Annotated in this window: 20 protein-coding genes and 3 pseudogenes; 13 read left to right on the forward strand and 10 right to left on the reverse strand. The window is 54.7% G+C overall.

What is annotated here, in order from left to right:
• Positions 1-168: 168 nt before the first annotated feature.
• A pseudogene (locus F822_RS15975) lies at positions 169-303 on the reverse strand (recombinase family protein); the annotation flags it as partial.
• A 218-nt stretch (positions 304-521) separates the two neighbouring features.
• On the opposite strand from F822_RS15975, the gene F822_RS01490 reads away from it, so the two are divergent.
• Positions 522-1,169: a glutathione S-transferase family protein gene (locus F822_RS01490; protein ID WP_197272863.1), complete on the forward strand. Its 648-nt coding sequence runs from the start codon at positions 522-524 to the stop codon at positions 1,167-1,169.
• Between the two features lie 91 nt (positions 1,170-1,260).
• Here F822_RS01490 and F822_RS15575 read toward each other — a convergent pair whose 3' ends face one another.
• Positions 1,261-1,437, reverse strand: a complete 177-nt coding sequence (locus tag F822_RS15575) for a hypothetical protein (protein WP_197272864.1) — start codon at positions 1,435-1,437, stop codon at positions 1,261-1,263.
• A gap of 288 nt (positions 1,438-1,725) precedes the next feature.
• Here F822_RS15575 and F822_RS01500 point away from each other — a divergent pair, with 288 nt between their 5' ends.
• The gene (locus F822_RS01500; RefSeq protein WP_025039681.1) at positions 1,726-2,451 is read left to right on the forward strand and encodes a glycosyltransferase family 2 protein; all 726 of its coding nucleotides are present in this window, start codon (positions 1,726-1,728) and stop codon (positions 2,449-2,451) included.
• Between the two features lie 325 nt (positions 2,452-2,776).
• On the opposite strand, the gene F822_RS01505 is transcribed toward F822_RS01500, so the two are convergent.
• Entirely contained in the window at positions 2,777-3,403 is a 627-nt protein-coding gene (locus F822_RS01505) for a tetratricopeptide repeat protein (protein WP_025039680.1), read from the reverse strand.
• 387 nt (positions 3,404-3,790) lie between these two features.
• On the opposite strand from F822_RS01505, the gene F822_RS15580 reads away from it, so the two are divergent.
• The 4 genes from F822_RS15580 to F822_RS01525 all read left to right on the forward strand — a co-directional run bounded on the left by F822_RS15580 (position 3,791) and on the right by F822_RS01525 (position 9,138).
• A complete protein-coding gene (locus tag F822_RS15580) occupies positions 3,791-3,973 on the forward strand; it encodes a SpoIIAA family protein (RefSeq protein ID WP_025039679.1) in 183 nt (60 codons plus the stop codon).
• Between the two features lie 97 nt (positions 3,974-4,070).
• Positions 4,071-4,697, forward strand: coding sequence for a TetR/AcrR family transcriptional regulator (locus tag F822_RS01515; RefSeq protein ID WP_025039678.1), 627 nt, complete (start codon positions 4,071-4,073; stop codon positions 4,695-4,697).
• Between the two features lie 73 nt (positions 4,698-4,770).
• Positions 4,771-5,967, forward strand: coding sequence for an efflux RND transporter periplasmic adaptor subunit (locus tag F822_RS01520; RefSeq protein WP_025039677.1), 1,197 nt, complete (start codon positions 4,771-4,773; stop codon positions 5,965-5,967).
• Positions 5,968-6,045: 78 nt separating this feature from the next.
• Positions 6,046-9,138, forward strand: a complete 3,093-nt coding sequence (locus tag F822_RS01525; protein ID WP_025039676.1) for an efflux RND transporter permease subunit — start codon at positions 6,046-6,048, stop codon at positions 9,136-9,138.
• Between the two features lie 153 nt (positions 9,139-9,291).
• On the opposite strand, the gene F822_RS01530 is transcribed toward F822_RS01525, so the two are convergent.
• Both F822_RS01530 and F822_RS01535 read right to left on the reverse strand, forming a co-directional pair.
• Entirely contained in the window at positions 9,292-9,510 is a 219-nt protein-coding gene (locus F822_RS01530) for a hypothetical protein (RefSeq protein ID WP_025039675.1), read from the reverse strand.
• A 196-nt stretch (positions 9,511-9,706) separates the two neighbouring features.
• Entirely contained in the window at positions 9,707-10,426 is a 720-nt protein-coding gene (locus F822_RS01535) for a type 1 glutamine amidotransferase domain-containing protein (protein WP_025039674.1), read from the reverse strand.
• Between the two features lie 360 nt (positions 10,427-10,786).
• Between F822_RS01535 and F822_RS01540 the strand changes: the two genes are divergently transcribed.
• From F822_RS01540 to F822_RS01555, 5 genes and pseudogenes are all read left to right on the forward strand, one after another.
• Entirely contained in the window at positions 10,787-11,803 is a 1,017-nt protein-coding gene (locus F822_RS01540) for an NAD(P)H-quinone oxidoreductase (protein WP_231623540.1), read from the forward strand.
• 838 nt (positions 11,804-12,641) lie between these two features.
• Positions 12,642-14,354: a fascin domain-containing protein gene (locus tag F822_RS01545; protein ID WP_197272865.1), complete on the forward strand. Its 1,713-nt coding sequence runs from the start codon at positions 12,642-12,644 to the stop codon at positions 14,352-14,354.
• A 59-nt stretch (positions 14,355-14,413) separates the two neighbouring features.
• Positions 14,414-17,317 carry a LamG-like jellyroll fold domain-containing protein gene (locus F822_RS14730; protein ID WP_082204575.1) on the forward strand — a complete coding sequence of 968 codons (2,904 nt, stop codon included), beginning with the start codon at positions 14,414-14,416 and terminating at the stop codon, positions 17,315-17,317.
• An 8-nt stretch (positions 17,318-17,325) separates the two neighbouring features.
• A pseudogene (locus tag F822_RS14735) lies at positions 17,326-17,587 on the forward strand (IS3 family transposase); the annotation flags it as partial.
• A 210-nt stretch (positions 17,588-17,797) separates the two neighbouring features.
• Positions 17,798-18,025: pseudogene (locus F822_RS01555) on the forward strand (Y-family DNA polymerase); the annotation flags it as partial.
• A 186-nt stretch (positions 18,026-18,211) separates the two neighbouring features.
• On the opposite strand, the gene F822_RS01560 reads toward F822_RS01555, so the two are convergent.
• The 3 genes from F822_RS01560 to F822_RS01570 all read right to left on the reverse strand — a co-directional run bounded on the left by F822_RS01560 (position 18,212) and on the right by F822_RS01570 (position 20,172).
• Positions 18,212-18,715 (reverse strand): VOC family protein, encoded by a 504-nt coding sequence (locus tag F822_RS01560; RefSeq protein WP_231623541.1) that lies wholly within the window; start codon positions 18,713-18,715, stop codon positions 18,212-18,214.
• 30 nt (positions 18,716-18,745) lie between these two features.
• Positions 18,746-19,183 (reverse strand): YciI family protein, encoded by a 438-nt coding sequence (locus F822_RS01565; RefSeq protein ID WP_025039668.1) that lies wholly within the window; start codon positions 19,181-19,183, stop codon positions 18,746-18,748.
• Positions 19,184-19,476: 293 nt separating this feature from the next.
• Complete coding sequence (locus F822_RS01570; RefSeq protein WP_036574388.1) at positions 19,477-20,172, reverse strand: MgtC/SapB family protein; 696 nt, start codon at positions 20,170-20,172, stop codon at positions 19,477-19,479.
• A 274-nt stretch (positions 20,173-20,446) separates the two neighbouring features.
• Here F822_RS01570 and F822_RS01575 point away from each other — a divergent pair, with 274 nt between their 5' ends.
• On the forward strand, positions 20,447-20,713 hold the full coding sequence (locus F822_RS01575) for a hypothetical protein (protein ID WP_025039666.1): 267 nt from the start codon (positions 20,447-20,449) through the stop codon (positions 20,711-20,713).
• Positions 20,714-21,049: 336 nt separating this feature from the next.
• Here the strand turns inward: F822_RS01575 and F822_RS01580 are convergent, their stop codons facing one another.
• Together F822_RS01580 and F822_RS15980 are read right to left on the reverse strand one after the other, a co-directional pair.
• Positions 21,050-23,884, reverse strand: a complete 2,835-nt coding sequence (locus tag F822_RS01580; RefSeq protein ID WP_025039665.1) for an AMP-binding protein — start codon at positions 23,882-23,884, stop codon at positions 21,050-21,052.
• A 331-nt stretch (positions 23,885-24,215) separates the two neighbouring features.
• The gene (locus F822_RS15980; protein WP_025039664.1) at positions 24,216-24,695 is read right to left on the reverse strand and encodes a DDE-type integrase/transposase/recombinase; all 480 of its coding nucleotides are present in this window, start codon (positions 24,693-24,695) and stop codon (positions 24,216-24,218) included.
• A gap of 161 nt (positions 24,696-24,856) precedes the next feature.
• Between F822_RS15980 and F822_RS01590 the strand changes: the two genes are divergently transcribed.
• Positions 24,857-26,812 carry an aconitate hydratase gene (locus tag F822_RS01590; RefSeq protein WP_025039663.1) on the forward strand — a complete coding sequence of 652 codons (1,956 nt, stop codon included), beginning with the start codon at positions 24,857-24,859 and terminating at the stop codon, positions 26,810-26,812.
• Positions 26,813-26,845 lie beyond the last annotated feature (33 nt).

Below are 26,845 nucleotides of genomic sequence, written 5' to 3' on the forward strand. Positions count from 1 at the left end.
CCTGCTATAAAAAGAGCAAGTGACGAGTGAAAGCAAGCATAAGAATTTTAGTGGTGACTCAAGGCCAAAGTACCCTGGAAGCGCTCCAGGATCTTGGCTACCCCTTGGATACCGGCGCTCGCGCGGGGGCTGTAATCAAGGCGCTTGTTGGGTTTGTGTGCTTCACTCTTAAAACTTGATGGTACGCGCTTCATCTTTGGCTTCCTGGATGCGTTCCATCAGCGTTAGCACGTCACGCAGCGAGCACGACAATCGATCAAGCTTCCAAACGACCGATACCTCGCCTTTGCGGAGTTGGTCGAGTAGACGGTAAAGTTCGAGGAAATCTCACTGACCGCCGGAGGCCTTCTCGCGGAAGATGCGTTCACAGCCTGCCGCCCTCAGTGCGGCTGCTTGGAATGCCATTGCTTTTAAGGAGTATCGTTGCGCAAACGGCCCCTTGCGCAATTGCACCAAGACTCGCAACATGTGGAACTGAATGCGCGATTGAGTAATCAAAACAGACGCATCGAAGGAACATCATGATGCTTAAGCTCTACGGTTTTTCCAAGGTCAACGCTTACGCATGCGGGCACACCCGCGACCTGCGCGTGCTGTGGGCACTCGAAGAGATGCAACTGCCTTTCGAGCTGGTCGGCATGGACCACCCCGCATACGACCTGAACACCGAAGCCTATCGCCAGTTGAGCCCTTTCGAACAGATTCCGGCGATCGATGATGGCGGGTTGGTGTTGTCCGAATCCGCCGCCATTGTCGTTTACCTAGCGAAGAAGTCCGACCGCTTGATTCCCGGCGACCACGCGGGCGAGGCGCAGGTAATACGCTGGTGTTTTACCGCGATGAACTCGGTGGAACCGCCGTTGCTTAGCCTGATGGTGCACGACTGGACAGCAGATGGGCGTTGCAGCAAGCCCCGCGATTTCCTGGTCGGCTGGGTCAATCGGGTGTTGACGAACCTTGAGCGCTGGTTCGCCGACCGCGACTTCGTCGCGACAAAAGATTTCACGGTCGCCGACATCCTGATGGCACACGTGCTGCTCTCGGGCATCAAGGACGAGGGATTGATCGTGCCATATCCACGAGTCGCGTCGTATCGAGATCGGTGCCTAGCCCGGCCCGCGTGGAAGCACACCATCGCGGCGTACGGCGCACGGGTCGAGGCGGGATAGATCGTCAAAGCCAGCCGCGACGCCCATAAAGTCCCTTCTGCCTCAAAGCCCTACTTGCTGTGCTGCGTCTTAGCGTGCTTAAATTTCCATTTTACCGAAGCGGCGCGGCTCGGTGCTGCATGCCTTCGACAGCACGGTACCGGAACCGCTGCCCGCTGCAGGTGACAATCTGGACAAGAAACGCCCCGCCCTGCCCTTTCAAGGTCACGCCCGACACACCGCCGGCGTTACTTGCAGCGCGTAGCTGCTCTATAGTCATGCTTTGCATGGTCGGGTCCTTGTTAATATCCAATTAAACTGGATTTAGTGTGTGTGATTCCTAGGAGACATGCAACGGTAGATAAAAAAAAGGGGCATACGCACCTACCGGTCACCGCAACATTGCCGCTGAGCGCTGGCACTTGGTCAGTTGCGGTTATTCATGGTCGACCTCGATGGAATACAGGTCGGCCTGCCTCCCATTTTATTCTTTACGCAAATATCTTCCGTGTCTTTCATATGGAGCGATATTTTGCGGGATAATGGGCGTTCCAACTGGACAAATCAGAAGCTCCCTATGCACCTCTCAATTATCATTCCTGCTTTTAATGAAGAGCGTCTGATTGAAGAATGCTTGCAATCCATTTCTACATCACTTGCCGCAAATTACAAACCCGGTTTCACATCGGAGATTATTGTGGTGGACAACAATTCCACTGACAACACGGCCAATCTGGCAAGACAGGCAGGCGCCCGGGTTGTGTTTGAGCCGGTCAATCAGATCGGCCGGGCACGCAATACCGGCGCGGCTGAGGCGACAGGCGACTGGCTGTTGTTTGTGGATGCGGACAGTTATTTAAATACCGGGCTGCTGGCCGATATCCTGCGGCTTATCGAAGAAGGCAAGAGCGTGGGCTGTGGCAGCACGATACAAATGCCGGGATTGCCGTGGTGGGCAAGTGCGACTTTGAAGCTCTGGACAGGTATATCGGTTCTATTTGGCTGGGCAGCCGGAGCGCTGGTCGTATCCCGCAGCGATGCGTTTCGCGACGTCGGCGGCTTCGACCAGGAACTTTACGCTGCCGACGAGATAGGCTTGAGTCAGAAACTAAGAAAATGGGGACAACAGCGCGGGCTTCAATTCGTCATCTTGACCAAACATCCTCTGGAGTCGTCACCGCGCAAGGTGCAGCTTTACTCCGCGGGAGAGATTAGCGGCCAGATCCTGCGCGTCATGCTGCACCCGCGCCGGTCGTTGCAAGACAAAAAGCAGTTGCCGGTCTGGTATGACGGGCGGCGCTAAAAACATATTGATGGTTGTAACAACCCGCCCCTATTCTCCCCTTCTGGCTCTTCTCGTTGACGGAAATCGAAAATCCGGTGTTACGCAACACGGGTGCAATCCCGGAAAACCGCATCCTGGGCGCCCGCCTCTTCGACGTGAGGCAGCTCATCAAGGCGCAGCGATACCTGGTGTGATGGCGGCATTCGGCAGGCTGCCGATAAACTTTACTCCGGGATATCGAGTGAACGCCAGCACCGACTGCTACTGCAGCAACCCCTGAGAAGGATATCCGGCGAATTACGTCAAATACAAACCGATTCGTAGATTGGGGCGACCTGAATGATTAATCCGTTTTTTTGACGCATTGCGTGCCATAAGGAGTCGGGTCAACAATTGTACGTGGCGCGGTCTTTACGCTTGCTCTGATTTCTGCGGCCCGCTTCGCTGCCACATCCGCCTCTTCGGAACGTCCAGCCCCGGAAAGAGCCGACGCGTAATCGTCGAGCAGATTAGAATAAAAAGAGGGGGCAGAGTTTGCGCCGATCACAGGATCAAGCTCGCCTAGAATCTGTTCAAAGTACGACACGGCTTCGGGAAACTTTCGTTGAGCCAGATTGAGGCGCCCCAATTGGGTAAGGGAAAGATAAAACACTCCCCCCGTCTGTTTGTCTCCATCGTTCTTGTCAAGCTCGTTTCCAGCGATGAACTCGCGCTCTGCTTCCTTGAAAAAACACGTCACGCCAAGGGCGCGGCCATATTCATAGTGGAGAACCGCTTTGAAGCGAGGATCTGATTGTGCTAAACGCTCATCTGTAAACAAACGGGAATAGATGCTGCGTGCCGTATTCCAATCGCCTCGCTGGCTGGCCGCCGCAGCGTCCTGCAGATAGGTAGTTACTGTTTTTTCGGCAGCTACGGCCGAACCGGTCATGCTGAAAACGATAACCAGCCCTGAAATCAATTTCCACATATATTCCCTTTTTTAACAAGCGATATGACGCGGCTACCATGTAAGAGTATTACTACAGAATGCTTTACCATTTTTTTGCAACGTTTATTTCAATAGAAAATCTCAAATAGCATTTTCTGCCAATTGTAGCGCTGGAAATGAATATCTGAAATAGTTATCTATCAAAATACGCCAAAGCGATTCCACGCTGAAAACCGGAGAAGTAATATTTTGTATCGCTCATATCGTTTATATTGCTCGTTCAATGAGCAGCGAAAACTGCCGGACGATGGAAGAAGCAGCTGCGAGCGCCTGGAATGAAAGCTGCATAATGTATGACAAAATCAATCGCATGAAACACTTCGGCGGCATCGATCCCTCGGTTGTCTACAGGCCGGGTTGGTCTCGATGAAACTCGCCGCTTTACAAAAGGTGGAGCGCTATGCCATCGTCGGCACTCTGGATTGGATGTGCAAGATCATCGATACCCTGAATCCAGTTTTTCCCGATCCCGATATGCGCACGTTTCCGGTTGACCAGGAGAACAACGCCTGGGCTTGGCTGGATGTCGAACCCAGTAGCCAAGAGTAAAATGCGTCCATTTTCGTGTGCGATCCAAACAATGCATGAAATATACGAACAGACAGTCGTATAATGACTGGAGGTCACTTATAGGAGTTTTGAAGCCGTGAGTATCCAGGAACGAAAAGCACGAGAATTCAATCGCCGGGAAAGTGAAATTCTCAACGCGGCTCTGGCCCTTTTCGGCCGTGCCGACTGGGAATTGGTAACGGTTGAAGAAATCTCCCGAAAAGCCGAGGTTGGCAAAGGCACGATCTACAAACACTTCGAGAGTAAGGATGAAATTTATGCGCGGCTTGCGCTGGAATTCAATCGCAAGTTGCTGGCGCAAATCCAGCAAGCGGATATATTGCCCGTGATCGCGCGCTTCCGCGAAATGACCCGGGTTGCGTGGGAGGCCCATCTTTCAAGCAAGGAGCTTCATCGCGTAGTGCTCTACTGCGGACGTGCAGAGTTCAGGCGAAACCTGCCCGCGCGGATCAGTGAGGAACTCAAGGCAGTAGAGGCAGCGACAAACAAGGCAATCAATGCCACTATCATGCAAGGCGTCGAGGAAGGGCTGTTTCCACGCAAACCGCTGGACATGCTGATGTTCGGAGCGCAATCGGCTTTCTGGGGAGCGGTTCAACTGATCTGGAGCGGCTATCTGAACGAGCGCGACAAGGCGAGGTATTGCGACGAAATTACCAACTTCATATTGACGGGCCTGATCTACCAGGACCGGCGCCTGTAAACGGAAGAGTGCTTCATTCTTATCTATATGACCAATAGTCCAGATACGACCGACGGACATCTCACAGATTCCCATGATGGATATTGATCATACCGGCAGAGATCGACCTCTCCCGGGCGACACCCGGCAAAAAGCATCCAGCAAGCGCCGTGCAGTGCGTATCGTAGCCGTCGTGCTGCTCCTGCTGCTGTCCATCGCGGGCGCACTGCGTATCTTCGGCCATACGGGGACTAATTCCGCTGCTCCCGCTCCCAAAGCGGCTCCAGCGCTGGAGTTGCTGCCGCGCGACGTCGCCGAGGCAACAGTACGGGCACTGCAACGCACTATTCCTCTCACGGGCACGATTCAGCCGCTCAATCAAACGGAGATCAGATCGCAGCAGGCCGCCGAAATCCAGGAAGTGTTGGTCCGCGAGGGCGAGCCGGTGGAAAAAGGACAGGTTCTCGCCCGGCTCGACACTACGGATCTTGAAGCTAAACTGCGCGACAAGCTCGGCGCGCTCGACGTGGGCAAAGCGCAGCTGGCGCTTGCCAGAAAGAACCTCCATGCCAATGAGTCACTGCTGGAGCGCAATTTCATTTCACAAACCGCCTTCGACAATTTACAAAGCAATTTTCACATCGGCGAAGCGACGCTGGTTTCGCTTCAGGCCCAAGTTGAACAGGCGCGCAAAGCGCTTGCTCATGCCGTCATCCGCTCGCCGATTACCGGCGTGATCGCCGAACGCGTGGCGCAACCGGGTCTCGCGGTCGCAGTCAACACGAAACTCTTCATCGTACACGATCTTTCCCTGATGAGTATCGAAGCCCTGGTCCCGGCTCGCGACATTCCCGCGGTACAAGTGGGGCAGGAGGCCCGATTGCTGATCGAGGGATTCGGCGAACGCGTATTTATCGGCAAGGTGGAGCGGATCAATCCTTCGACCGAACAAGGGTCGCGCTCGATCATGGTGCACCTGCTGATCGCCAACACGGACGGTCAACTGAAGGGGGGGATGTTTGGGCAGGGCACGCTGGGCGTGTCCAGCATCGTTTCGGCCATTGTCATACCGCAAGCCGCGGTGCGCGAACAAGGCGGCCATGCCTCCGTTTTCCGCATTGAAGCGGGCGTGCTGACCGAACAGCCCGTGGAAACCGGCATGCGCGATGCGGCGACTGACACTATCGAAATCAGATCAGGCCTCTCTTCCGGCACCAAGGTAGTGGTAGGCAATCTGGTGAATCTGCATACGGGGCAACCGGTACGCGTTATGAATGTCCCCGACGAATGACGTCCGCAGCCCGAATTTCGAAAACCGCCGCTGCCTGAGCATTCATAAAACCCATCACGCACTCTTCAGCGCATAGCCATGTGGATCACTCGCGTCAGCATCAATAACCCTGTTTTCGCCACCATGATGATGGCGGCGCTGCTGGTGCTCGGACTGTTTTCCTACCAGCGTCTCAATGTCGACCAGTTTCCGGATGTCAGTTTTCCCATCGTCGTCGTGCAAACGGAATATCCGGGCGCATCCCCCGAGACGGTGGAGTCGGATGTCACGCGCAAGATCGAGGAAGCCGTGAATACGGTCAGCGGCATCAAGACCGTCAGTTCGCGCTCTTTCGAAAGCAGCTCGCGCGTAATAGCGGAGTTCGACCTGACCACGGACCCGGCGGTGGCGGCGCAAGACGTACGCGACAAGATAGCATTGGTGCGCCCCGGCTTCCGGCGTGAAGTCAAGGAACCCAGGATCAGCCGTTTCAACCCGGACGACACGCCCATCATCTCACTGGCGCTGGATTCCGGTACGCGCGACCTGCGCGAACTTACCACTTTGGCCGACCAGGTCATTCGCAAACGGCTGGAAACCGTCCGCGGCGTCGGCCAGGCAACACTGGTCGGTGGAATCATGCGCGAGGTGAAGGTCTACCTCAAGCCCGACCAGATGCGCGCGCTCGGTGTCGGCGCGGACAAGATCCTCGAAACCATCACCCGCGAAAACCAGGAGCTCCCCGCCGGCAGCATTTCCACCGGTCGAGAGGACACCATGGTCCAGGTGCGCGGGCGCATCGCCGAACCTCATCAGTTCGGCAGCCTGATCGTGGCGCAGCGCGGCGGCGCGCCGGTACGCCTCGATCAGGTGGCAAGCATCGAAGACGGCCGCCAGGAAATGACCACGGCGGCCCTGGTGGACGGCAAACCTGCCCTGAGCATCGATATCGTCAAAGTACGGGGATCCAATACCATCGTGGTAGCCGACGGCGTGCGCGCGGCAGCAGCTGAACTGCGCAGCATACTGCCGCCCGATGTAAAACTCAGGGTTGTGCGCGACAGTTCCACCGGCATCCGCAATTCGGTGGCGGATGTCAAGGCAACGCTGATCGAGGGGGCGGCGCTCACCATCGCCATCGTGTTCTTATTCTTCAATTCCTGGCGCAGCACGGTGATCACTGGCCTGACCCTGCCGATCGCACTGATCGGGACGTTTCTTGCCATGTATGCCTTTGGCTACACGCTTAACACCATGACGTTGATGGCGCTCTCGCTCAGCGTGGGATTGCTGATCGACGACGCCATCGTGGTACGCGAAAACATCGTGCGCCACCTCATGATGGGCAAGAATCACCGCCAAGCAGCGCTCGAAGGCACGCAGGAAATCGGTCTCGCGGTGCTTGCCACCACCTTCACCATTGTCGCGGTATTCCTGCCGGTGGCTTTCATGGGCGGTATTATCGGGCGTTTCTTTTTCCAGTTCGGCATCACGGTTTCCGCAGCGGTGCTGCTCTCCCTTTTTGTCAGTTTCACCCTCGATCCGATGCTGTCCAGCGTCTGGCCCGACCCAGCGACCCAGGGAGGCAGGCCCCGACCCGTACTGGGTCGGTTGCAAGCCGGCCGCGACGCACTGCTCGATGGTATTCATGCCGTGTACGGCACTTTATTACACTGGGCGATGAGGCATCGCTTGTGGATCCTGGCGCTGGCCTTCGTTACCTTCTTCGGCAGCTTCGCGCTGGTGCCGCTGATCGGCTCCGAGTTCGCGCCCCAGGCCGATCTCGGCGAAGCCCAGGTCACTATCAAGACGCGCGTCGGTTCGTCCATCGAATACACGCGAGCCAAGGTGCAGCAGGCGCAGGCGGCGTTGGCCGAATTTCCGGAAGTTGAATATTCCTACGCCACCGTAAACAGCGGCGGTGCCGTAGGAAAGAATTCAGCAACCATTTATGCGCACCTCACCGATCATAAGCAGCGAAGCCGCAGCCAGAAACAGCTGCAGGACCCGATCCGCGAGCGCCTGAACCGTATCGCCGGTATCGAGATCAGCGTCGGCACATCCGGCGGACTGGGCGGCGGCAAGCCGATCCAGGTAAGCATACAAGGGGCCGATATTGCGCAACTGGAGAAGCTGTCGCAAGCAGTAATGGCGACCATGCACAGGATTCCCGGTCTCGTCGATATCGATTCCAGTCTGGAGGCAGCGAAACCGACGCTGGCAGTGGACATCAATCGCGAACTGGCCAGCGATCTGGGGCTCGGGGTTGAACAGATTGCCAATGCCTTGCGCCCGCTCGTCGCCGGTGAAATCGCTGGAGCCTGGAAAGCGCCGGACGGAGAGAACTACGATGTAACGGTGCGCCTGCCACGCGAGGAGCGCGCACGGGCCGCCAACCTGGACAGGCTCTATCTGACCAGCACGCTTGTCGATGCCGACGGCAGCCCGCGCATGGTGTCCCTGCGGCAGATTGCCGAGTTCGTGCCGACACTCGGCGTCTCCCAGATCAATCGCAAGGATTTGCATCGCGAAGTCCTGATCGGCGCCAACCCCTCCGGCCGGCCGCCGGGCGATCTGGGCCGGGAACTCGGTATCGCACTTAAGGACATAGAGGTGCCGCCAGGATATCGGTTCGTGATCGGCGGCGCAAACAAGGATCTGCAGGAGACCATGGGCTACGCCGCTGTCGCACTCGCTTTGGCGATTATCTTCATTTACCTGATCCTGGCTTCGCAGTTCGGCAGCTTCCTTCAACCCGTGGCGATCATGGTCTCGCTGCCGCTTTCGCTGATCGGCGTATTTCTCGCGCTGCTGATCACGGGCAGCACGCTCAATATCTTTTCCATCATCGGCTTCATCATGCTGATGGGCCTGGTTACCAAGAACGCTATCCTGCTGGTCGATTTCATCAATCAGGCTGTCAAGGCGGGCAAAGATCGCCACGAGGCAATTATCGAATCCGGCAACGTGCGCCTTCGCCCCATCCTCATGACCACCATGGCAATGATCTTCGGCATGCTGCCGCTCGCCCTCGGCCTGGGCGAAGGCGGCGAACAGCGCTCGCCCATGGCCCACGCTGTCATTGGGGGCCTTGTCACATCGACGCTGCTGACCCTGCTGGTGGTACCGGTGATCTATTCCTACCTGGACGACTTGTCTATTTGGGCAACGCGCAAATGGGGTGGGAATTAAGCAGGCTGCGACCTGTCGGAAAATGCGGTTAAACAGGTGCAAACGTTTGAAGTGCTGCGCATGATGTATGCGCGGCTTGGACCTCGGGTTGCCCGAACACGCTGAATGGGATCGGACGTTATTTCAAATGCAGGCTGTCACGGATAGCCTGCATTACCATAGATCTCCCAGCACTCTGTTAATCACAAAAAGCATCACGGCCAGCGTAAGCAAGCCGAGCAGACGGCCGCTCTCCCCCATCAGATTAGCTGTTAAGGCAGACACGCGATCAAGACGGCGAAAAAGATATAAGGCAATAATAATGCCCACCACCATTGCCGCATACAAAACCTCCACGTACCCTACTTGATAATACCATTCGCTGTTGTCCACGCTGATTGCTCCATCGATGTCACTGCTGCTGTGCCGGGTCACAGGTTCCCGCCACAAATTGTCGAACACTCCGCCCTGCCCCCTTTGAATCCAAATCCTTGCCTCAGGGGATTTGCTTCATCTCAGGATAACTGGACTGCTTGGGCTCTTCATCATCATGAACGGCCCAAACGCGTAAATTCCCGGTATGGCATTTTTAACGACTGATTTTGCCCGTGGATGCACTGGTTCCGGTGGAGCGGCGAAGCAATTCCAGCAGCGCTTCCGCCGCAGGTCCCGAAGAGGCGGGGTTTTGACCGGTCACCAGGTTACCGTCCACCTGGACATAGGGCAGCCAGTTGCTGGTCTTGCTGTAGTTTCCGCCCAGTTCCCTTAGCCGGTCTTCCAGCAGGAAAGGGACGACCGTGGTCAAGCCCACGGCCTCTTCCTCCGCATTTGAAAACCCGGTCACGCGCTTTCCTTTAACCAGGTATTCGCCGTCTTTCCCGCGCACATTGACCAGCGCGACGGGCGCATGACACACAGCCACAATGGGTTTGTCGGCATTGACGAAGTCTTCGATCAGCGCAATGGATGCCGCGTTATCGGGCATGTCCCACATCGGGCCGTGGCCACCAGGATAAAATACCGCGTCAAAATCACTTGCCAGAAGATAAACCAGCTCTTCCGTATTCGCCAGCTCAGCCTGTGCAGCGCCGTCTGTCCGGAAACGCTTTGTCGCGTGAGTCTGGTTTTCCGGCAATTCACTTTTTGGGTCAAGCGGCGGTTGGCCGCCTTTCGGCGAGGCCAGCTTGATCAATGCGCCAGCGTCCTTCAGCAAATAATACGGTGCGGCGAACTCTTCCAGCCAGAGGCCGGTTTTCTTTCCCGTATTGCCAAGTTGATCGTGAGATGTCATAACAATAAGAATCTTCATCACACACCTCCTTCTGGTTAGAAAGCCATTATCCTGAATCCGCTCCATCCAACTGCTGGATCCAGCAGCCTGTCGGACTTAAAGAAAATCGGCTGCAAAGCCTGCTGGTTCATATTTCGCTCGCCCTGACGATTAGCGGGAGACAGTGCGGGTCTCAAGGACGTGATTGGCGACTGTCAGAATTCAAGCGTATAGTTTTTCAAGTTCACTTGCCGGAAGGCCATCGCATCATGGGTTGGCAAGCCTGTGGGACTTTGCCAGCAAGCAGGACGATATTGAGCTAAATCTCGAGAGCCGAGCGATAACGCCTTGGCGCTCTGCCCCACCACCAAGCATATATTACATATAACAGGAATAGGCATGACTTTCAAACTCGGCCGCGAGCAGACTATGTTGGCCATCGATATCCGGAATCCAGGAGGACCGGAGGTATTGATGTGCGCGTCACACCCTATTCCCCAGCCCGCGAGTGGAGAGATTCTGATCAAAATCGAGGCGGCTGGGGTCAACCGGCCGGACATTCTGCAGCGACGCGGACTGTACCCGCCGCCACCGGGGGCTTCCGAGATTCCAGGGCTCGAAATCGCCGGGGAGATTGTTGCCTTGGGCAAAGGAACCGTGCGCTTCGAGATAGGCGACAAGGTATGCGCACTCGTTGCAGGAGGCGGTTACGCCGAATACTGCACCGTGCACGAAAGTAACGCGCTGCCCGTGCCGCAAGGGCTCAGCATGATAGAAGCCGCAGCCTTGCCGGAAACCTTCTTCACGGTCTGGACCAACCTCTTCCAGCGCGGCAAGCTCAAAGCCGGCGAAACCGTGTTGATACATGGCGGGACATCGGGTATCGGCACCACCGCGACGATGTTGGCCAAGGCATTCGGCGCCACCGTGCTGGTTACGGTGGGTTCGGAAGAGAAACGGCAGGCCTGCCTGGCGCTAGGCGCTGATCTGGCCATCAATTACCACACGCATGATTTCGTCGCGGAAGCTGAAAAATTCATGGCTGGCGCAGGGGTCGACGTCGTGGTCGATATCATTGCCGGCGATTATGTCGCCCGAAACTATAAGGCGGCTGCGCTGAATGGCCGCATTGTCCAGATTGGCGTCCAGAATGGTCCTGCCAAAGACCTGAACCTCATGACCATGCTGAAAAAACGGCTAACGCATACCGGTTCCACATTACGGTCCCGCAACGTTTTGGAGAAAGCGCAGATTGCGCAGGAACTGGAACAGCAAGTCTGGCCGATGTTGCATCAGGGAAAGCTGAAACCCTTGATCTTCCGTACCTTCAGGCTGGAGGACGTAGCCGAGGCCCATACGCTGATGGAATCCGGCGCACATATCGGAAAACTCGTTTTGACGACTGCTGCCATGTAGGCAAATGGCTCTGGAACATCGGCTTGAGGTTACTGCCCTTCTCTCCTGCGCTGCCTTGGAGTTAATCCCGCTAATCGGTGGCATTACCGCCAACGAGGGCTGAACCACCACGGAATTTGCGCTCGACCTTCGCATCAATGCGAGGCGCGGCGAACAGCACCGGCATTTAGTGCTGAGCGTGATCTTGTTCGCCTTCACGCCTTTCTCGCTCCAGTAACTTCTAAAGTTGCGGCAAAAGTGGTGAAGCAGTCGGTGGCAGGTGCGCAGCAGTTCCTCAACCCGGCATTCCCAGTTCCGCCCGCTTCAATACCGCTACGATCTGTTCTATTGAAAACCGTTTCTTCTTCATGGCAAACAGCCCCCCTCAAGGTCAAGTTTGCCGAAAAACTCACTTTTTGTCCGGTCCTGAATTCCTAAATCAGATCAAGCCGTTGAAGTCCATAAAAAGAAGACATATAAAACAGCCTCTTTTCTTGCTTTAGCTCATTTTTTAATTCTTTAGAATATTGCTGAGCTATCAAATAGCTCTTGGTAGGCAAATAGGGGGACCGTAAGGATTCCTAAATGAGTAATAGGCGCAAACGGCCATGGAATCAAGTCGTTTCTGCACTACTGAGTGGCAGGACCCCAAGCAGACCTGCGGTTGGGTCCGCTTTTAGACGAGTCCTTTTATGCCTTGATCAAAATTTTCTGCCCCGCTTGCTTTAACGCACCATCACCATTCACATAAGCATAGAGCGTCGTGGTCGTAATATCCAAACGTCGCGCTACTTCGATAGCATTTATTTCATCTGTTGTAACCATCTGATTGAATAATAATTCTCACCCAAGGTAGGAAATGATGAATTCAGAACCGATTAAGATAGCCTTAAAAGGTAGCGATGGTCTGTTTGTCACTGTCGCGAGTGGAACGAGTCTATTAACCTCAACGAGCAATATTTGTGGAAATAATGAAATATTCGAAATGATCTATCAGCAGGACATGGTATTCGCGCTGCTGGCATCGAACGGGAAATACGTATCGGTTAAATTAAATGATAATAACTTCCTGGCGGCCATTAGCGGTGCCGTGGGTAGCACAGAAACATTTGAGATGTTCAACTGGCACGAAGATGACAGGATAGTGCTGTTTGCAGCCAACAAGTCCTATGTTCAGCTTGCAAAGCCTGGCTCCACGTTACAGGCCAGCTCCGCTGACCTGACGCAGGCGGATGTTTTTGAAATTGTTCCCCTAGATCGGAACGGGCAACCGTTACCGGCTGAACAACAGGAGAATGTGACCGTTCAGCCGGTAACAGAGACCACTCAAACGGTGGCGCTGGCGGCGGGCACACCTTCTGTTTTCACAGTGTGTTTTAGTGGAACAGCATGCACTCGCGACGAGGGAGAGGTATCCCGACCCGGTAGTGATAAAAATATCTACTGCCCGAGCACCGGGTATATTCCAGTCCGGATCCATAAAGAAATATCAGGATCATTAAGGGCCGTCACCCCGAGCATTTCTGTCCGGGGGGTAGGAGAGAATGACTGGGCTGAACCGCGCAACAACAGTGAACCATTGGTATTTAACGGACCTCTCAATGCAGAAAAAAGCCTGCTCAACTACGTAAAAAGCTACTCTGGCGGTAATCAGTATTCCGTTATCACGCAAGTTGACGGCTGGTCTGCCCCGGCACTTGCGCTGCATGGAGCAAATCTTGCCGCCGCCAGCGGAGCGCAAAAGTTTAACTTTATTGGCCACAGCCGCGGTGCGGTTGAGTGCATCATGGCAGCATGGTTTATCTATGCCTATGGCTCTGACCAGCTGAAGAAAATCCCCATCAATATTTTTGCGATCGATCCCGTTCCGGGGACCGGGCAGTGGTACAGCATGCTGACGCAGCTTCCACCAAACGTGGTGAACTATGTGGGGGTCTATGCCTGGGATATGTGCATTCAGCCCCAGGATAAACCCTACATGGCACTGGTACCACGTCCAAACGGGCTTATGACCGGCAAAGATAACACCGTGAAGCTCCATCAATCCCTGCTCTGGTGGGATCGGTGGAAATATATTGCAGACAATGCCCAGCTGACTGACCCGCTGGTAAAAGGAAACCTTCCGCAGCCGACTGGGTATCAACTCTATACGATCAGAGGGCGTCACAGCACCGTGTCCGGTAACTACACGGCCGATGCCGACTACGTGGCCTCCAATGTGTCTGAATTCGTAGCGACGGTACCAGAGCTCGTTTATAAAATGGCCAGGGGCTACTTAACCCAGTGGGGCACGGTATTTCCTCGCGCCAGCGAGGTCAGCGAGGATGTCGTTCCGCTGCGGCAGGGAATTAACACCAACCATAGAGATTTTGACCTTATGGGAGGAGGCGAGACCAGAACAAGTTCCCTTCCCGGACGGCCTTACGTTCGCCGTATCTCCTCAATCTACGGGATCAATCCAACCAACAGCTATTACATGGATAACGTGGTGGGTAATCCTCCCTACGATATGGCTTATCCAGTGACGAATGAAAGAACTGATGCCGGCTGGGTTAAGTGGACGTTTTTGTAATATCCACGCCGAACCAATAAGCGGACATATCTGATTATCCTTTCACAGGAAAGAATACCATGAGCTATGCACTTAATTTGGCGGGAAACCCGTCATATTTAACTACGCCAAACAGCAATTTTTATAATTTCAACACCGGCGATTTTACCCTCCAGTGCTGGGTAAGAACCCGATCAACCGGTACCGTTATTTCACGTAAAGCTACCGAGGGTGGAGCAGGGAACGGCGGTTTTTTACTGGTAATAAAACCCGGCGGAGTGATTAAACTGGCCACTGATAATGGCTTTGGATATTACGAAGTAAATACCGGCACAACTCAAATTAGTGACGGGAAATGGCACTACTTGACGGGAGTCCGTCAGAGCAGCCAGCTATCTATTTATATCGATGGCCAGTTAATTCCCTCCAGCGTTGGAAAAAATATTAATCCACCGGTCAACGTCAATAACTCGTTGGGATTATTTATTGGCGCAACGGCCCAGAAACAAGAGCCAAATAATCAGTTTACTGGTGATTTGGATGAGATCCGCATATGGAATATTGCATTGCAGGTGGATCAAATTAAAGCCTGGATGAATAAACCCCTCACCGGAAATGAATCAGGCCTGGTTTCTTATTACACCTTTGATGGCCAGAAGACGACCGATAAATCCCGGAATCATATTGATGCCAGCGTCGTCGGCAAAGTCTCTTTTTCAGCGCCGGGCGTTTTTCCCTCCAGTGCGGGCGCCTATATCGATATCGTGGAACAAGCAGTGCAAGGGTATTTTAACCAGTTAAGCGGCCCATCCTATATTCGAATTCTTGACACCCCGCATGTCTGGGGGTTGGAGTTTGGCCGCGGCATCATGAAACAGGCCTGGATCAGGCAGATTGAATTCGCCCGCTCGATCAATGAGATAATCCAAAAAACCCGCTACAGGTGTGATATCTCATCGTTAAACAGTCCCGATCCCGACTGGCAACGCGTGATCTTTGGGGCTATGGATACTTGCCTGACCCAGAAGATGGGAAGGACACAGCCTCCCCAGTTTCGTTTCCTTTTTGGACAAACTCCCACCAATCCCGTCACCGAGCCTGCAAGCTACACGGAGTTAAAGGCCGGCCTGATACGGCTAATCCAGGAGCGCTCAAAGGAGTGGGAGGTGATGCCGGAAATCTGGCTGGGAAGATTTTACCGGCTCGGGGCCGGAATCATATCGGTAATTCAGGCCAAAGTGTTTGGCAGCGCCGTGATTGGCGTCGATGATACCAAAATGACCTGGAACCATACCAAGGTCGTCAGTATGGACGGAACATCCGCTCTGGTTGGGGGCCACAACCTGAACATGGATCTCTTCAGGAGCTATCCGCCGGTGCATGATGTCTCGGTGGTTGTCCACGGGAAACCCGCATACGGCTCTCAGCTTTTCCTGAACAATATGTGGAAATGTGGTAACGATTTGCTTTCTAAAGAAACGCTGAACCTCAGCAAGTTAACCTGGGAAAGCAAGGATAAAGATCCTTCCGTTCCTCGCGACCCCTGTACTCAGCAGGCGGTCATTGATTATATGGATGCGCAGCAAAAGGCCATTATCAAGCTGCACCAGTCGGGCATCCAGCCCAATGTTGATGAGCCGTCTCCCCGCACGGATGTAGGGGCACCACCCAATCCGACTATTCGCGAGCAGGACTTAAAAACCCTGCATGATTTGACGCTCCCTGTATTCCCTCTGCGGGTGGTTTACAAAAAATATGAAGGTTTTACGGATTACAAACTTTCTACCCGGAACCTGGTGCTCGGGAAATACTGGAGCGGCCCGGATCCAAAGACCGATTTCCAGAAAGCCGCTGAAATTATGAAAGAGCAGCTGATCAGAAATGCCAAACGCAGCATCCGTATGTCGCAAATGGATTTGGTGAGCGCATGGAAGAAAAACTGGTCGGATCATAAGGTTTGCCAGTGGGTTCTGGAGGCGCTGCTGGAAAATCCGGCGCTCCAGGTTCAGATAGTCGTTTCACCTCTCGATGCCGGAGCTGGGGCAGCAGGTGACCAGTACTCATTTGGCTCCGGTGCGGTGAGAACATTTGAACTGATGAAGTATTACATGACCCATGATGTGACCACTGACGCACCGATAAGTGATCCAACAGGGGCAAGGGCGAATGCTCTGAAACGACTGTTCATTGCGCCACTTTACTACACCGACAAAGTATCGCCTGACAAGACAACCGAAGGTCAAACCTACAAGTGGCCTGCACTGAGCCCTGAAGGGAAAACCGCCACATTGAAACAGCCTCCGTTGTCCGTGAAACCTCCGGTTAAAGGCGTCATCGGCAGTGCCGCCATGGCGGTCATCAATGCCAGCGGGTATATCTACAAAAAAGTGGACTCGGCACCGGGTAACCACGCCAAGATTATGATCATCGATGATGAGGTATACGTGGTGGGGTCTGACAATCTCTATCCAGGGTTCCTTTCCGAGATAGATTACATCGTGGAGGGCAAAGATGCCGTCAGCGAGATGATCTCCTCCTACTGGGAGCCACTGTGGAAATACTCTGGGCCACACAGCCTTTCAGGTTCGAATGAGACTCCGGACAAGAGCAATTATCTGTCACTGATGGAGCCGCTCGGCGTGAACGGTACCCTTGTATCCAACAATAATAAATATTTCGCGATCATGCAGTCGGACGGCAATCTGTGTGTTTATGAGGGAACGCCCGGGAACCAGGGTCGCTACGTATGGGGAAGCCAGAAAACCGGGTCAGGAGGCCAGTTCTTTACCGTGGTTCAGGCTGACGGCAACCTTTGTACCTATTACGGCTCTTTAGGAAACCAGGGGAATTACCTGTGGGGAACCCAGCGGCTTGCCGATGGTGGGAAATTCTTCCTAAAAATGCAGGATGATGGCAATTTGTGCGTCTACAAGGGCAACAGCCCTAAGGATCAGGGCGCATTTGTATGGGGCTCGAAAAACTGAAGAGTCTGATGGCTATCTGGCAACGCCGGCCACAAGCAGGCCTGCTAGTGCATTCGGATCATGGATCACAATATGCCAGCAAACAATACCGATGGCTTCTGAAAACATATGGCTTTATCGGTAGCATGCCGTGCCGGAGATTGTTTTGATAATGCTGTTGCAGAAAGCTTCTTCAGCAGTCTTAAACAGGAGCGAGTCCACTGGCAATACTACCACACTAGCCATGCAGCACAGCAAGATGTGCTGCAGTATATTTCCATGTTTTATAACAGACGCGGCCGTAGGATTCTGTACCAAAGCGGCTGCCGAAGTCACGCGCTAAACAGTGCTTGGCTCCCGTCCTATGCGTCAGCTCGTGCAGGGCCACGCCGCCCATGCTTTCAGGAACACGACGAGCTGCGGGTATGGGGTGTCGTAACCGGCGCGGTATCCGCTTTGTATATAGCCATGCTTGCATCCGGCGCAACGGCCAGCTAGCAGATTTTCGCGCTGGTGGACGTCAATAATTTTTACGTCAGCTGCGAGCGGGTGTTCAATCCGACCCTCGAAAACCGGTCTGTAGTCATGCTCTCCAACAATGACGGTTGCTGCGTGGCGCGCTCAAGTGAATCGAAAGAAATTGGGGTCACGATGGGGGCGCCCTGGTTCCAGCTATCGGTGCTGGCGAAAAAGCACAATATCGTCGCCCTTTCTTCCAATTACACCTTGTAGTAAGTTAGGTGGAATACACTCTGCGATAGGCTGATCATATGGCCGCACGGTGTCAATCCTGCGCGATTACAGCCCCAACGTCGAACATCTTGTTCCCATATCTCATACTGCGCCCGTTCAACCGCTTTCGCCAATTCGTTGCTTCAGTAAATGTGTTGGCTGCGCGCGATTCACATTGCCGATTTACTCACAGTTAATCATCCATGGCACGCCGAATTGATCGACGAGCATGCCAAACCGGGCGGCCCAAAAGGTTTCCTGTAGCGGCATTCGCACTGTTCCATTTTCCGCTAATGCGTGGAAAATACGTTCTGCATCTGCCGGAGCCTCGGTATTCAGCGCTACGTAAAAACCTTTCATCTCCTCATGGTGATCGGGTGGGCTGTCGGAACCCATCAATACTGCATCTCCCACCGTTAGGCGAGCATGCATGATTTTGTTGCGCCATTCGGGTAGTCCTTGTTCTGCCATTGGTGAGCTTCCGTGGGTGAGCATTACAAGGATTTTTCCGCCAAGACGCTCCTCGTAGAATTTGAACGCTGCCTCGCATTGACCGTTGAAAATAAGATAAGGGTTCAGTTGCATAGACCGCTCCTTAGGGGTGATTGATAATTCGAGAAATCGAGCTGAATCCATTATTATCCAGCAAGCGCCCGCCTCCGGTTTTTGTAGCGCCGCATCGACCACTATGCGCATCATTCCAGGCGGGGGGTTCCGTCAGGTTTCAAATTCGCCCTTTCCCGCCAGTTGCGCTCGCATGCGCTCCTCCTGCTCCCTCAGCTCGGGAGTGAACTCCGCGCCGAAGTCACTCGCTTCAAATACCTGGCGAATTTCTATCTCAGCGTCTCCTTCAAGGGGATTGGGGCAGCGTTTAACCCATTCTATCGCCTCTTCCCTGGACTTTACCTGGAACAGCCAAAAGCCGGTAATCAGCTCTTTTACCTCTGGAAAAGGTCCTTCAATTACGGTTCTCTTTCCATCCGAGAACCTGACGCGCGCGCCCTTCGAACTTGGGTGGAGCCCCTCGCCAGCAAGCAGCACGCCGGCGTTAATGAGCGCTTCGTTATACTTGCCCATATCGGCAAGGAGCCTTTCGCTTGGCATGACGCCCGCTTCGGTATTTTTATCGGCCTTGAGCAAGATCATGAATTTCATGGTAATTTCTCCGTTTAATTTCGGGTTGGGGAATCCCGGATACGGCTTTCATGCCGCGAGGGTTGACGAGAGGTTACCTTAAATTCAGCCCGGCATCGACTTGACCCCGGGTATTGCTATGGCTTGATGCCGAGCAATCACTTGGCGTTCTCCGTGTCGAACAGGACGAAGAGATGTTCCTGTACGATGCTCCATTCCCGGTTCTGCTGACGGTAACAGATTATCATGCGCATCCATCTAGCTTATTTTTCCCCGCTTCCCTCTCCATCGCTACACGAGTGAGATGCATAACATCAGTTGCCGGTCGTCGAGATGCGGAATTCGCGGACAGATTCCATTTCACGCATCACATCCGCAAGTGCTGAAGTTCCGCCAAGGTCTGTGGTTCGAATATCCATGCGGTATTCAAACAAGGCCGCCGAAGTGATGCGATAACTCATCGTGACAACTTCAAACCCGTGGTCAACCAGGAGTTTTCGGATTTCGCTTTCCAACATGATGTTGCCGCGATCAAAGCTGACATGATATTGAGCATATAGTTGACGGGGGAGTCTGTCCTCAATCAAGCGGAACAAAGAGAGAATACCGAGCGTCAGGATAGTTCCAAGAATGCCGGGAAGAAAAAATCCTATACCCATCAAAATGCCGATTCCTGCCGTGATCCAGATCGAAGCGGCGGTGGTCAGGCCGCGAACGCTCAAACCCTCCTTGAAAATCACGCCCGCGCCCAGAAAACCTATACCCGTCATAATTCCCTGAGCCATTCGGGTCGGATCCATTCTGATGGCGTCGATCGGAACATTCGGGAGCCATTTCCATTGATATAGGGTGATCAGCATCAGTAAACTGGAGGCGAGACTGACGAGCGCATGCGTTCTGAAACCGGCAGGATGGCCGTGCAAGCTTCTTTCCATGCCGATGGCACCCCCTGCCACCAACGCTGCGACAAGATGCATGGCGATTATCAGGAAATCGCCATCAATGTTCATAATGGACTCCACGATTGTGATCCTTGACCCGGTCAACCAACTGAGCGAATAGTCACAGCCTTCAGCCTGTGCCGTCAGGCATCATTTCTGCTGTTAATCTTAATAATGAGGATTAGCCTTCAAGCGACTGAAAATGATTGTTTTTGTGATAATGGGATAACGGGATAGTGGCACGACAACACCCATTGTATAAAAAATTTCGACCTGTGGCACTCGATCGAGATAATGCTGTCAAATTCAGTATAGGTGAAATTTTTTTGGCAAGGAGATCGCCATGAAAACAATGCATGAGATATTGATGGCAGCGCCACCGACACAAGTAACGCGGTGCAAGATTGCCATGCTGGAGATTGCACATGGTCACTGGGCTGCCGCTGCATCGACGATGGAAGACGCGGTATACGAATCGGAACCTGGAGAATGGGCTCTGGATTGCATGCAAATGAGGAACTTCTGCTTGATGATGGATATAGTCAAATCCCACGGCATCAAGGGAATAGAGGACGCTGCAATAATGGAAGTAGACCGGCTATTAATGTAGAGGCCGCCAGTAGCGGTATCTACCGGTAATTACTCGATGCACGAGGGGGATTCTTGGGAATCCTCTTTTTTTTGCCCAGGCCCATCCTTGGCTAAACCTATCCCCTGCTTGGGGCCATCAAGTTTCCACTCGAAAAAGCTGCGTGAAACCAGCCGGGCTAGCTCTAGCTCACCTGTAAGATTCTACAGCTATTAAACGGCTGAGCTCTGCTATTTAATGATATCCGTCCGCCAACGAACGAAAGGGCGTAGGTAGCGGGGCGATACCCTGTCTGATCCTATTTTTCCTGATGCGCTTATTTTTCCACATGTGCTGTTTATTCGAAGCGTGCATGGCCTAAACTTTCGGCGCGAGGTCCGGCTCTCTGCACAGACGTAAGATTTCAGTGCGAGCTGCGTCCCGCAAACGAATGGCGGCAGCCCAGTCCTTTCCATCCGGCACGATTGGCTTGCTGATCGTGATAGTTATAACTCCACGGCGCGGAAACCAGTGGTCGGCGCGCAGGATGGAACGAGTGCCACGAATGATTACGGGCACTATCGGCACACCCGCTTCGGCCGCCACCACAAATGCGCCCATGCGGAACGGCAGCAAGCCGGGCATGCGGGTGAATGTGCCCTCCGGGAAAAATATCGGGCAGCGGCCCGACTGCAGGGAGAGTGCCACCTGCTTCAATTCCTCCACACCGCGTTCCGGATCGAAGCGCTCGACGAAATCCGATCCGATATGCCGTAGATACACGCGCGAAACAATATTGTCCAGCAGCTCACGCTTGGCCACAAAACTGAAATACCCCTTGGCACTGTACTCGCCCGGCAGGGCCGCGACGAGCGCAATTCCATCAAGATAGCTGGCATGGTTAGCCACCAGCACGCAAGGTGTCTCACGGGGCAGATTTTCCAATCCGTGAACTGCTAATGATGTTCCCGACAGGCGTGTAAGGAGGTGTGCGTTCCCGCGGCTCACCGCCCAACCCCAGGCGGGACGGGGCAGCAGCGCGGTTGCCAGCCAAGTTGCTGGTGCCAGCAGGGAGAATAGTGTCCACACATATGCAGCGTAGAGAATGTCGGACGCCACCCTGCTGCCGCGGCGCAACTGAGGCAGCACACCAGTGTACGTCAGCCGGATCAGTTGCCACCACACCGGGCGCAGCGGAGCCGCCCCCTTTTCATATAGCTCGCGGCAGGCCGCCCGGCGGATCTTGCCGCTCGAAGTCTTGAGCACGCTGTGGACGGGCGCCAGCACGATATCGTCTGCTGGCATTCCCAGCATATCCATGGTCAGGGCATTGATCTGGTCGCGTAATTCCTCACGCTTCCCGGAATCGGCATCGCGTATTTCAGCGAGCACCACCAATCGCTCCGTGCTGGAAACTGGATCCGGACTGCCAAAAACCGCGACGCACCCCTTGCGAATGCCGGTGATATTGCCCACGGCCTCTTCCAGTTCATGGGGGTAGATATTGCGCCCGGCACGGATGATGATGTCCTTTGCGCGCCCAGTCAGATAAAGATCACCTGCAGCGAGATAGGCGAAGTCGCCAGAATCCAGCCAGCCGTCGTGGAACAGCTGGCGATTCTGTTCCGGATTACGGAAGTAACCGCTGGTAGCGGAAGGCCCTTTGAATTCCAGGTGTCCTTCCACCCGCTCCCCCACTTCGCTGCCCGTGGCATCAACAATTTTGATCTGGTGGCCGGGAAGCGGCCGGCCGCAGGCCACGAAGCGCAATGCATCCGCCTCTTCGCTGCCGGCTGGCTCCGCCTGACCGGAACGCATGAATTTGTCCCGTTTAATACGGTCGATCAGCGGCCCGCGTCCCGGCGGCGGAAAGGCCAACCCTACTGAACATTCTGCCAGCCCATATACCGGCGCAATTGCCTCCGGGTGCAGCCCGTAGCGTGCGAAGCGCTGCGTGAAATTGACGATGGTTTCGGGACTTACCGGCTCGGCGCCGTTGAAAGCTATACGCCAACTCGAAAGATCCAATCCGTCGAGAACATCGTCCGACATCTTGCGCAGGCACAGCTCATAGCCAAAATTGGGGGACGCTGAAAGGGTGCCGCGGTGCTCGTGAATCGCCCACAGCCAGCGTTCCGGCCGCGCCAGAAAGGTGATGGGGGACATCACCACCAACGGGCAGGCATAGTACAGGCTGCCCAGCCAGGCGCCGATCAATCCCATGTCATGGTATAGCGGCAGCCAACTGACAAACACATCTGTGGACGTGACCTGCTCCGCCTGTCCCATTGCACGGATATTGGTCAGTAGATTGGTATGAGTCAGCGCAACACCCTTTGGGTTGGCGGTACTGCCGGAAGTGTACTGGAGCAGCGCAACCTGCTCGGGCTGGATAGGGTACTCTGGTGCCTGCCCGGGAATGGAAAGCTCGGCCACGGTGGCAACTGCGCGCAATGTTTCAACTTGTGCCTGGAGCAGCCTCGCGACAGGCTTTGCCTCGGGCACCGTAATCAGGACTGCAGCGAGCGCGTTGGACAGAATGCCAGCATGCCGACGCAGATGATCCTCGATCTGTGAGATGCGAGCAGGCGGATAAATTGGCACGGGTACTCCACCTGCCAGCAGCGCCCCGAAGAAGCAGAAGAAATAATCGTGGCTGGTCGGCAGCATGATCGCCACGGACTGTCCAGGTTGCAACCCATGTTCCAGCAACCCCGACGCGACCTCCACGGCACCTTTCCGTAATGCCGCGTAGGAGATCCCGGCTCCCTTGCCCGCTGCATCCAGCAGCGTAATATGTGTCCGGTCCGGGTGGGTGCGCACATGCCAATCAAGAACTTCAGGCAGAGTAAGCGCATCCGATGGTTCGGCTTGTACCCGAACTGGGGTTTCGCCCCGCTGCATTCCCTTCAGGGGCGCCGCTGCAGGAGCAGCAGTCAACACCGCTTGCAATAGATCGCGTGGCGTTTCGGCATTGGCTACCACTTGTTCCGGTAGATTAATTCCAAAGGCGCGCTCAATGCGTGCAATCAGTTCCACGCGTCCAAGACTGTCAAAACCCAGATCCCGCTCCAGGGAATCGTCGAGCGTTGCCGAAATTTCCCCACCGGAGCGTACGTGCAATTCGACTGCCAGCTGCCGCACGGTTTCCAGTAGAATGCCAGCCGCATCTTCCGTGGTTGCTGCTTGTTCTGTTGTCTGCCGTTCAGTCAAACCTGATCTCCTTCGCCACACAAATCCACGCAACTCGACTCGATAGTTGCCGCAGCATAATTAGGCAACCACGCTGTTTTAGACTAGTGGTAGTGGCATTAATCGTCAAGGATTCGCTGGCAGGAATGCGCGCGATTGTTTTCCAGCGTGCGTGGCTTTACCTTTGATCATGACGTGATTTCCTCAGTTTCCTCAGCAGGACCATAATGATCCTGTATCGGGGGTTGGGGAGTGTCAACGCCGATTTAAAACTGATACACTTTGGAATAAACCCTTGGAACTGGACGACTTGCGATAAAGAATTTAAGCCGCTTGCCTGGCAAGTTGTGATTTAAACTGCTCTGGCGATACATAACCTAAGGCAGAGTGCATCCCATCTGGCATTGTCCTCAATAAAGCGCGCGGTAGACGTGACGTGTCGGCAAGCGTCCGGTAGCCGGCCAAATATATCTCCTCCACTTTCAAGGTTTTCATAAAGCTTTCGGTTTGGGCGTTGTGATAGGGATTTCCAGGCGCACTCATGGAATCCGTCAGCCCGTATTCGCTTAACGCCTGGCGATAACGCCAACTGGCGTATTGACTTCCACGGTCTGTCGGGTGGATACACGTTGTTGGGGGCCGGTTGACAAGTTCGCACAGCGGCTTTTAACGCGGCCGGGGTCAGATCTGTGTCAATCTGTCGGGAAATCGCATAGCCCACTGTCTTGCGGCTGCAGGCATCCAGGATCACCGCCACGTAGACGAAACCCGTCTGAATACGGACGAACGTAATATTAGCGACCCAGGCTTGATCGGGCAACCCGGCGATCACATTGTGATAGAGGTTGGGGAAGAATTGGGTGCCACTTTCGTTGCCATTTTGTTTTGGCGTAAAACGCTTGCGTAGCTTGATGCCCAGCCCATGCTCTCGTCCAACTGGTTCCGCAGCAATTTACAGCAGTTTATTGATACAACCTACGGGAGTATCCGGCAATGGCCAAAAACGTAACGCAGAAGTTGATCGCAAGTCATTTGGTTGAAGGCGGCATGAGGGCCGGCGAAGAGATCGGTTTGAAAATCGATCAAACACTGACCCAGGACGCGACCGGCACCTTGGTTATGCTGGAATTTGAAGCCCTGGGAATTCCGCGCGTCCGGACCGAGCTTTCCGCCCAGTATGTGGACCATAACCTCTTCCAGGAAGACTTCAAGAACCCCGACGACCATCTGTTTCTGCGCAGCGCGTGCAAGAAGTTCGGCCTTTGGTACAGCCGCCCCGGTAACGGCGTGAGCCATCCCGTACATATGGAGCGCTTCGGCGTGCCGGGGAAAACCTTATTGGGCTCGGACAGCCACACCTGCGCAGCCGGCTCGTTGGGGATGCTGGCCATTGGGGCGGGCGGCCTGGAGGTGGCGATGGCAATGGCGGGGGAGCTATTCTACATCAAAATGCCGAAAATCTGGGGCGTCAAGCTGGTCGGGGAGCTTCCTGACTGGGTGAGCGCCAAGGATGTGATCTTGGAAATGCTGCGCCGGCACGATGTGGATGGCGGGATCGGCAAGATAATCGAGTATTACGGTCCCGGATTGATGGCCCTGAGCGCTATGGACCGGCACGTGATCGCCAATATGGGGGCCGAACTGGGCGCCACCGCGACAGTCTTTCCATCGGACGAAGCTGTCAAGGAGTTTCTGAAGAGCCAGGGACGGGGTGATGCTTGGCGGGAAATCCTCGCAGACGAAAATGCGGCATACGACGAACACGCCGAAATCAACCTGTCAGAGCTTGAGCCGCTTATCGCGCTGCCCAGCAGTCCGGGTAATGTGGTGCCGGTGCGCGAGGTGGCGGGCAGGGAAATCTATCAGTCCTACATCGGATCGTCCGCCAATCCGGGGCTCCGGGACTTTGCCATTGCCGCCTTCATCGTGGATGGCAAACAGGTACACGACCGCGTTTCCTTCGATGTCAACCCCACCTCCCGGCAGATTTTAGAGAATATGATCGAATTGGGAATTCTCGGAAAACTCATCCGTGCCGGTGCGCGTCTGCACCAGGCAGGTTGCGGCGGCTGTATCGGCATGGGACAGGCGCCAGCCACTGGACGCATTAGCCTGCGCACCGTTCCGCGGAATTTCCCTGGTCGCTCGGGCACCAAGGAAGATCAGGTTTATCTGTGCAGTCCGGAAACCGCCGCCGCCTCGGCCCTGACCGGCGTCATCACCGATCCGCGCATGCTGGACATGGCGTACCCCCGCTTCAAGGAGCCGGAGACCAACCGACTCAATACCGAGATGCTGGTTCCTCCCACGTCGGAAGGCGCGCCGTATGAGCTGGAGAAGGGCCCCAATATAAAACCGCTGCCGACTCTGGAGCCCCTGCCAAATCAACTCGAAGGGCCGGTTCTATTGAAAGTGGCGGACGATATTTCCACGGACGGAATCATGCCAGCTGGAGCCAAGGTGCTGCCTCTCCGCAGCAATATCCCGGAACTCAGCAAGTTTGCTTTCAGCCAGATCGACGAGACCTACTACGCAAGAGCCATGGGCTGTCAAAAGCGGGGCTCATTCGTCGTGGGCGGCGCCAATTATGGCCAGGGTTCGAGTCGCGAGCACGCGGCCCTGGGACCCCGCTATTTGGGCCTCAAGGCGGTGCTTGCGAAAAGTTTTGCCCGGATACACCTGCAGAATTTGAGCAACTTCGGCATCCTGCCATTGACCTTTGTCGATCTGGAGGATTATAAAAAGATCGCCCAAGGCGATGTGCTTTCCATCCCGGATGTGCGAAATGCCATCCGTAAAGGAAATCGGGTGAGGGTGATCAATCTGACTAAGAACGAGACCTATGAGACCGAGCACCCGATGACGCCGCGCCAAGTGGAAATGGTGCTGGCGGGCAGCCTGATCAATCTGGTTCGGCAGAAAAGGTTGAACCTATCAAGAAATAATTGATCGACCGTGTCAGCACCCTCCGCAGATTCAGGT

This window comes from Nitrosospira briensis C-128 (genome assembly GCF_000619905.2).
GTDB classification, from domain to species: Bacteria; Pseudomonadota; Gammaproteobacteria; order Burkholderiales; family Nitrosomonadaceae; genus Nitrosospira; species Nitrosospira briensis.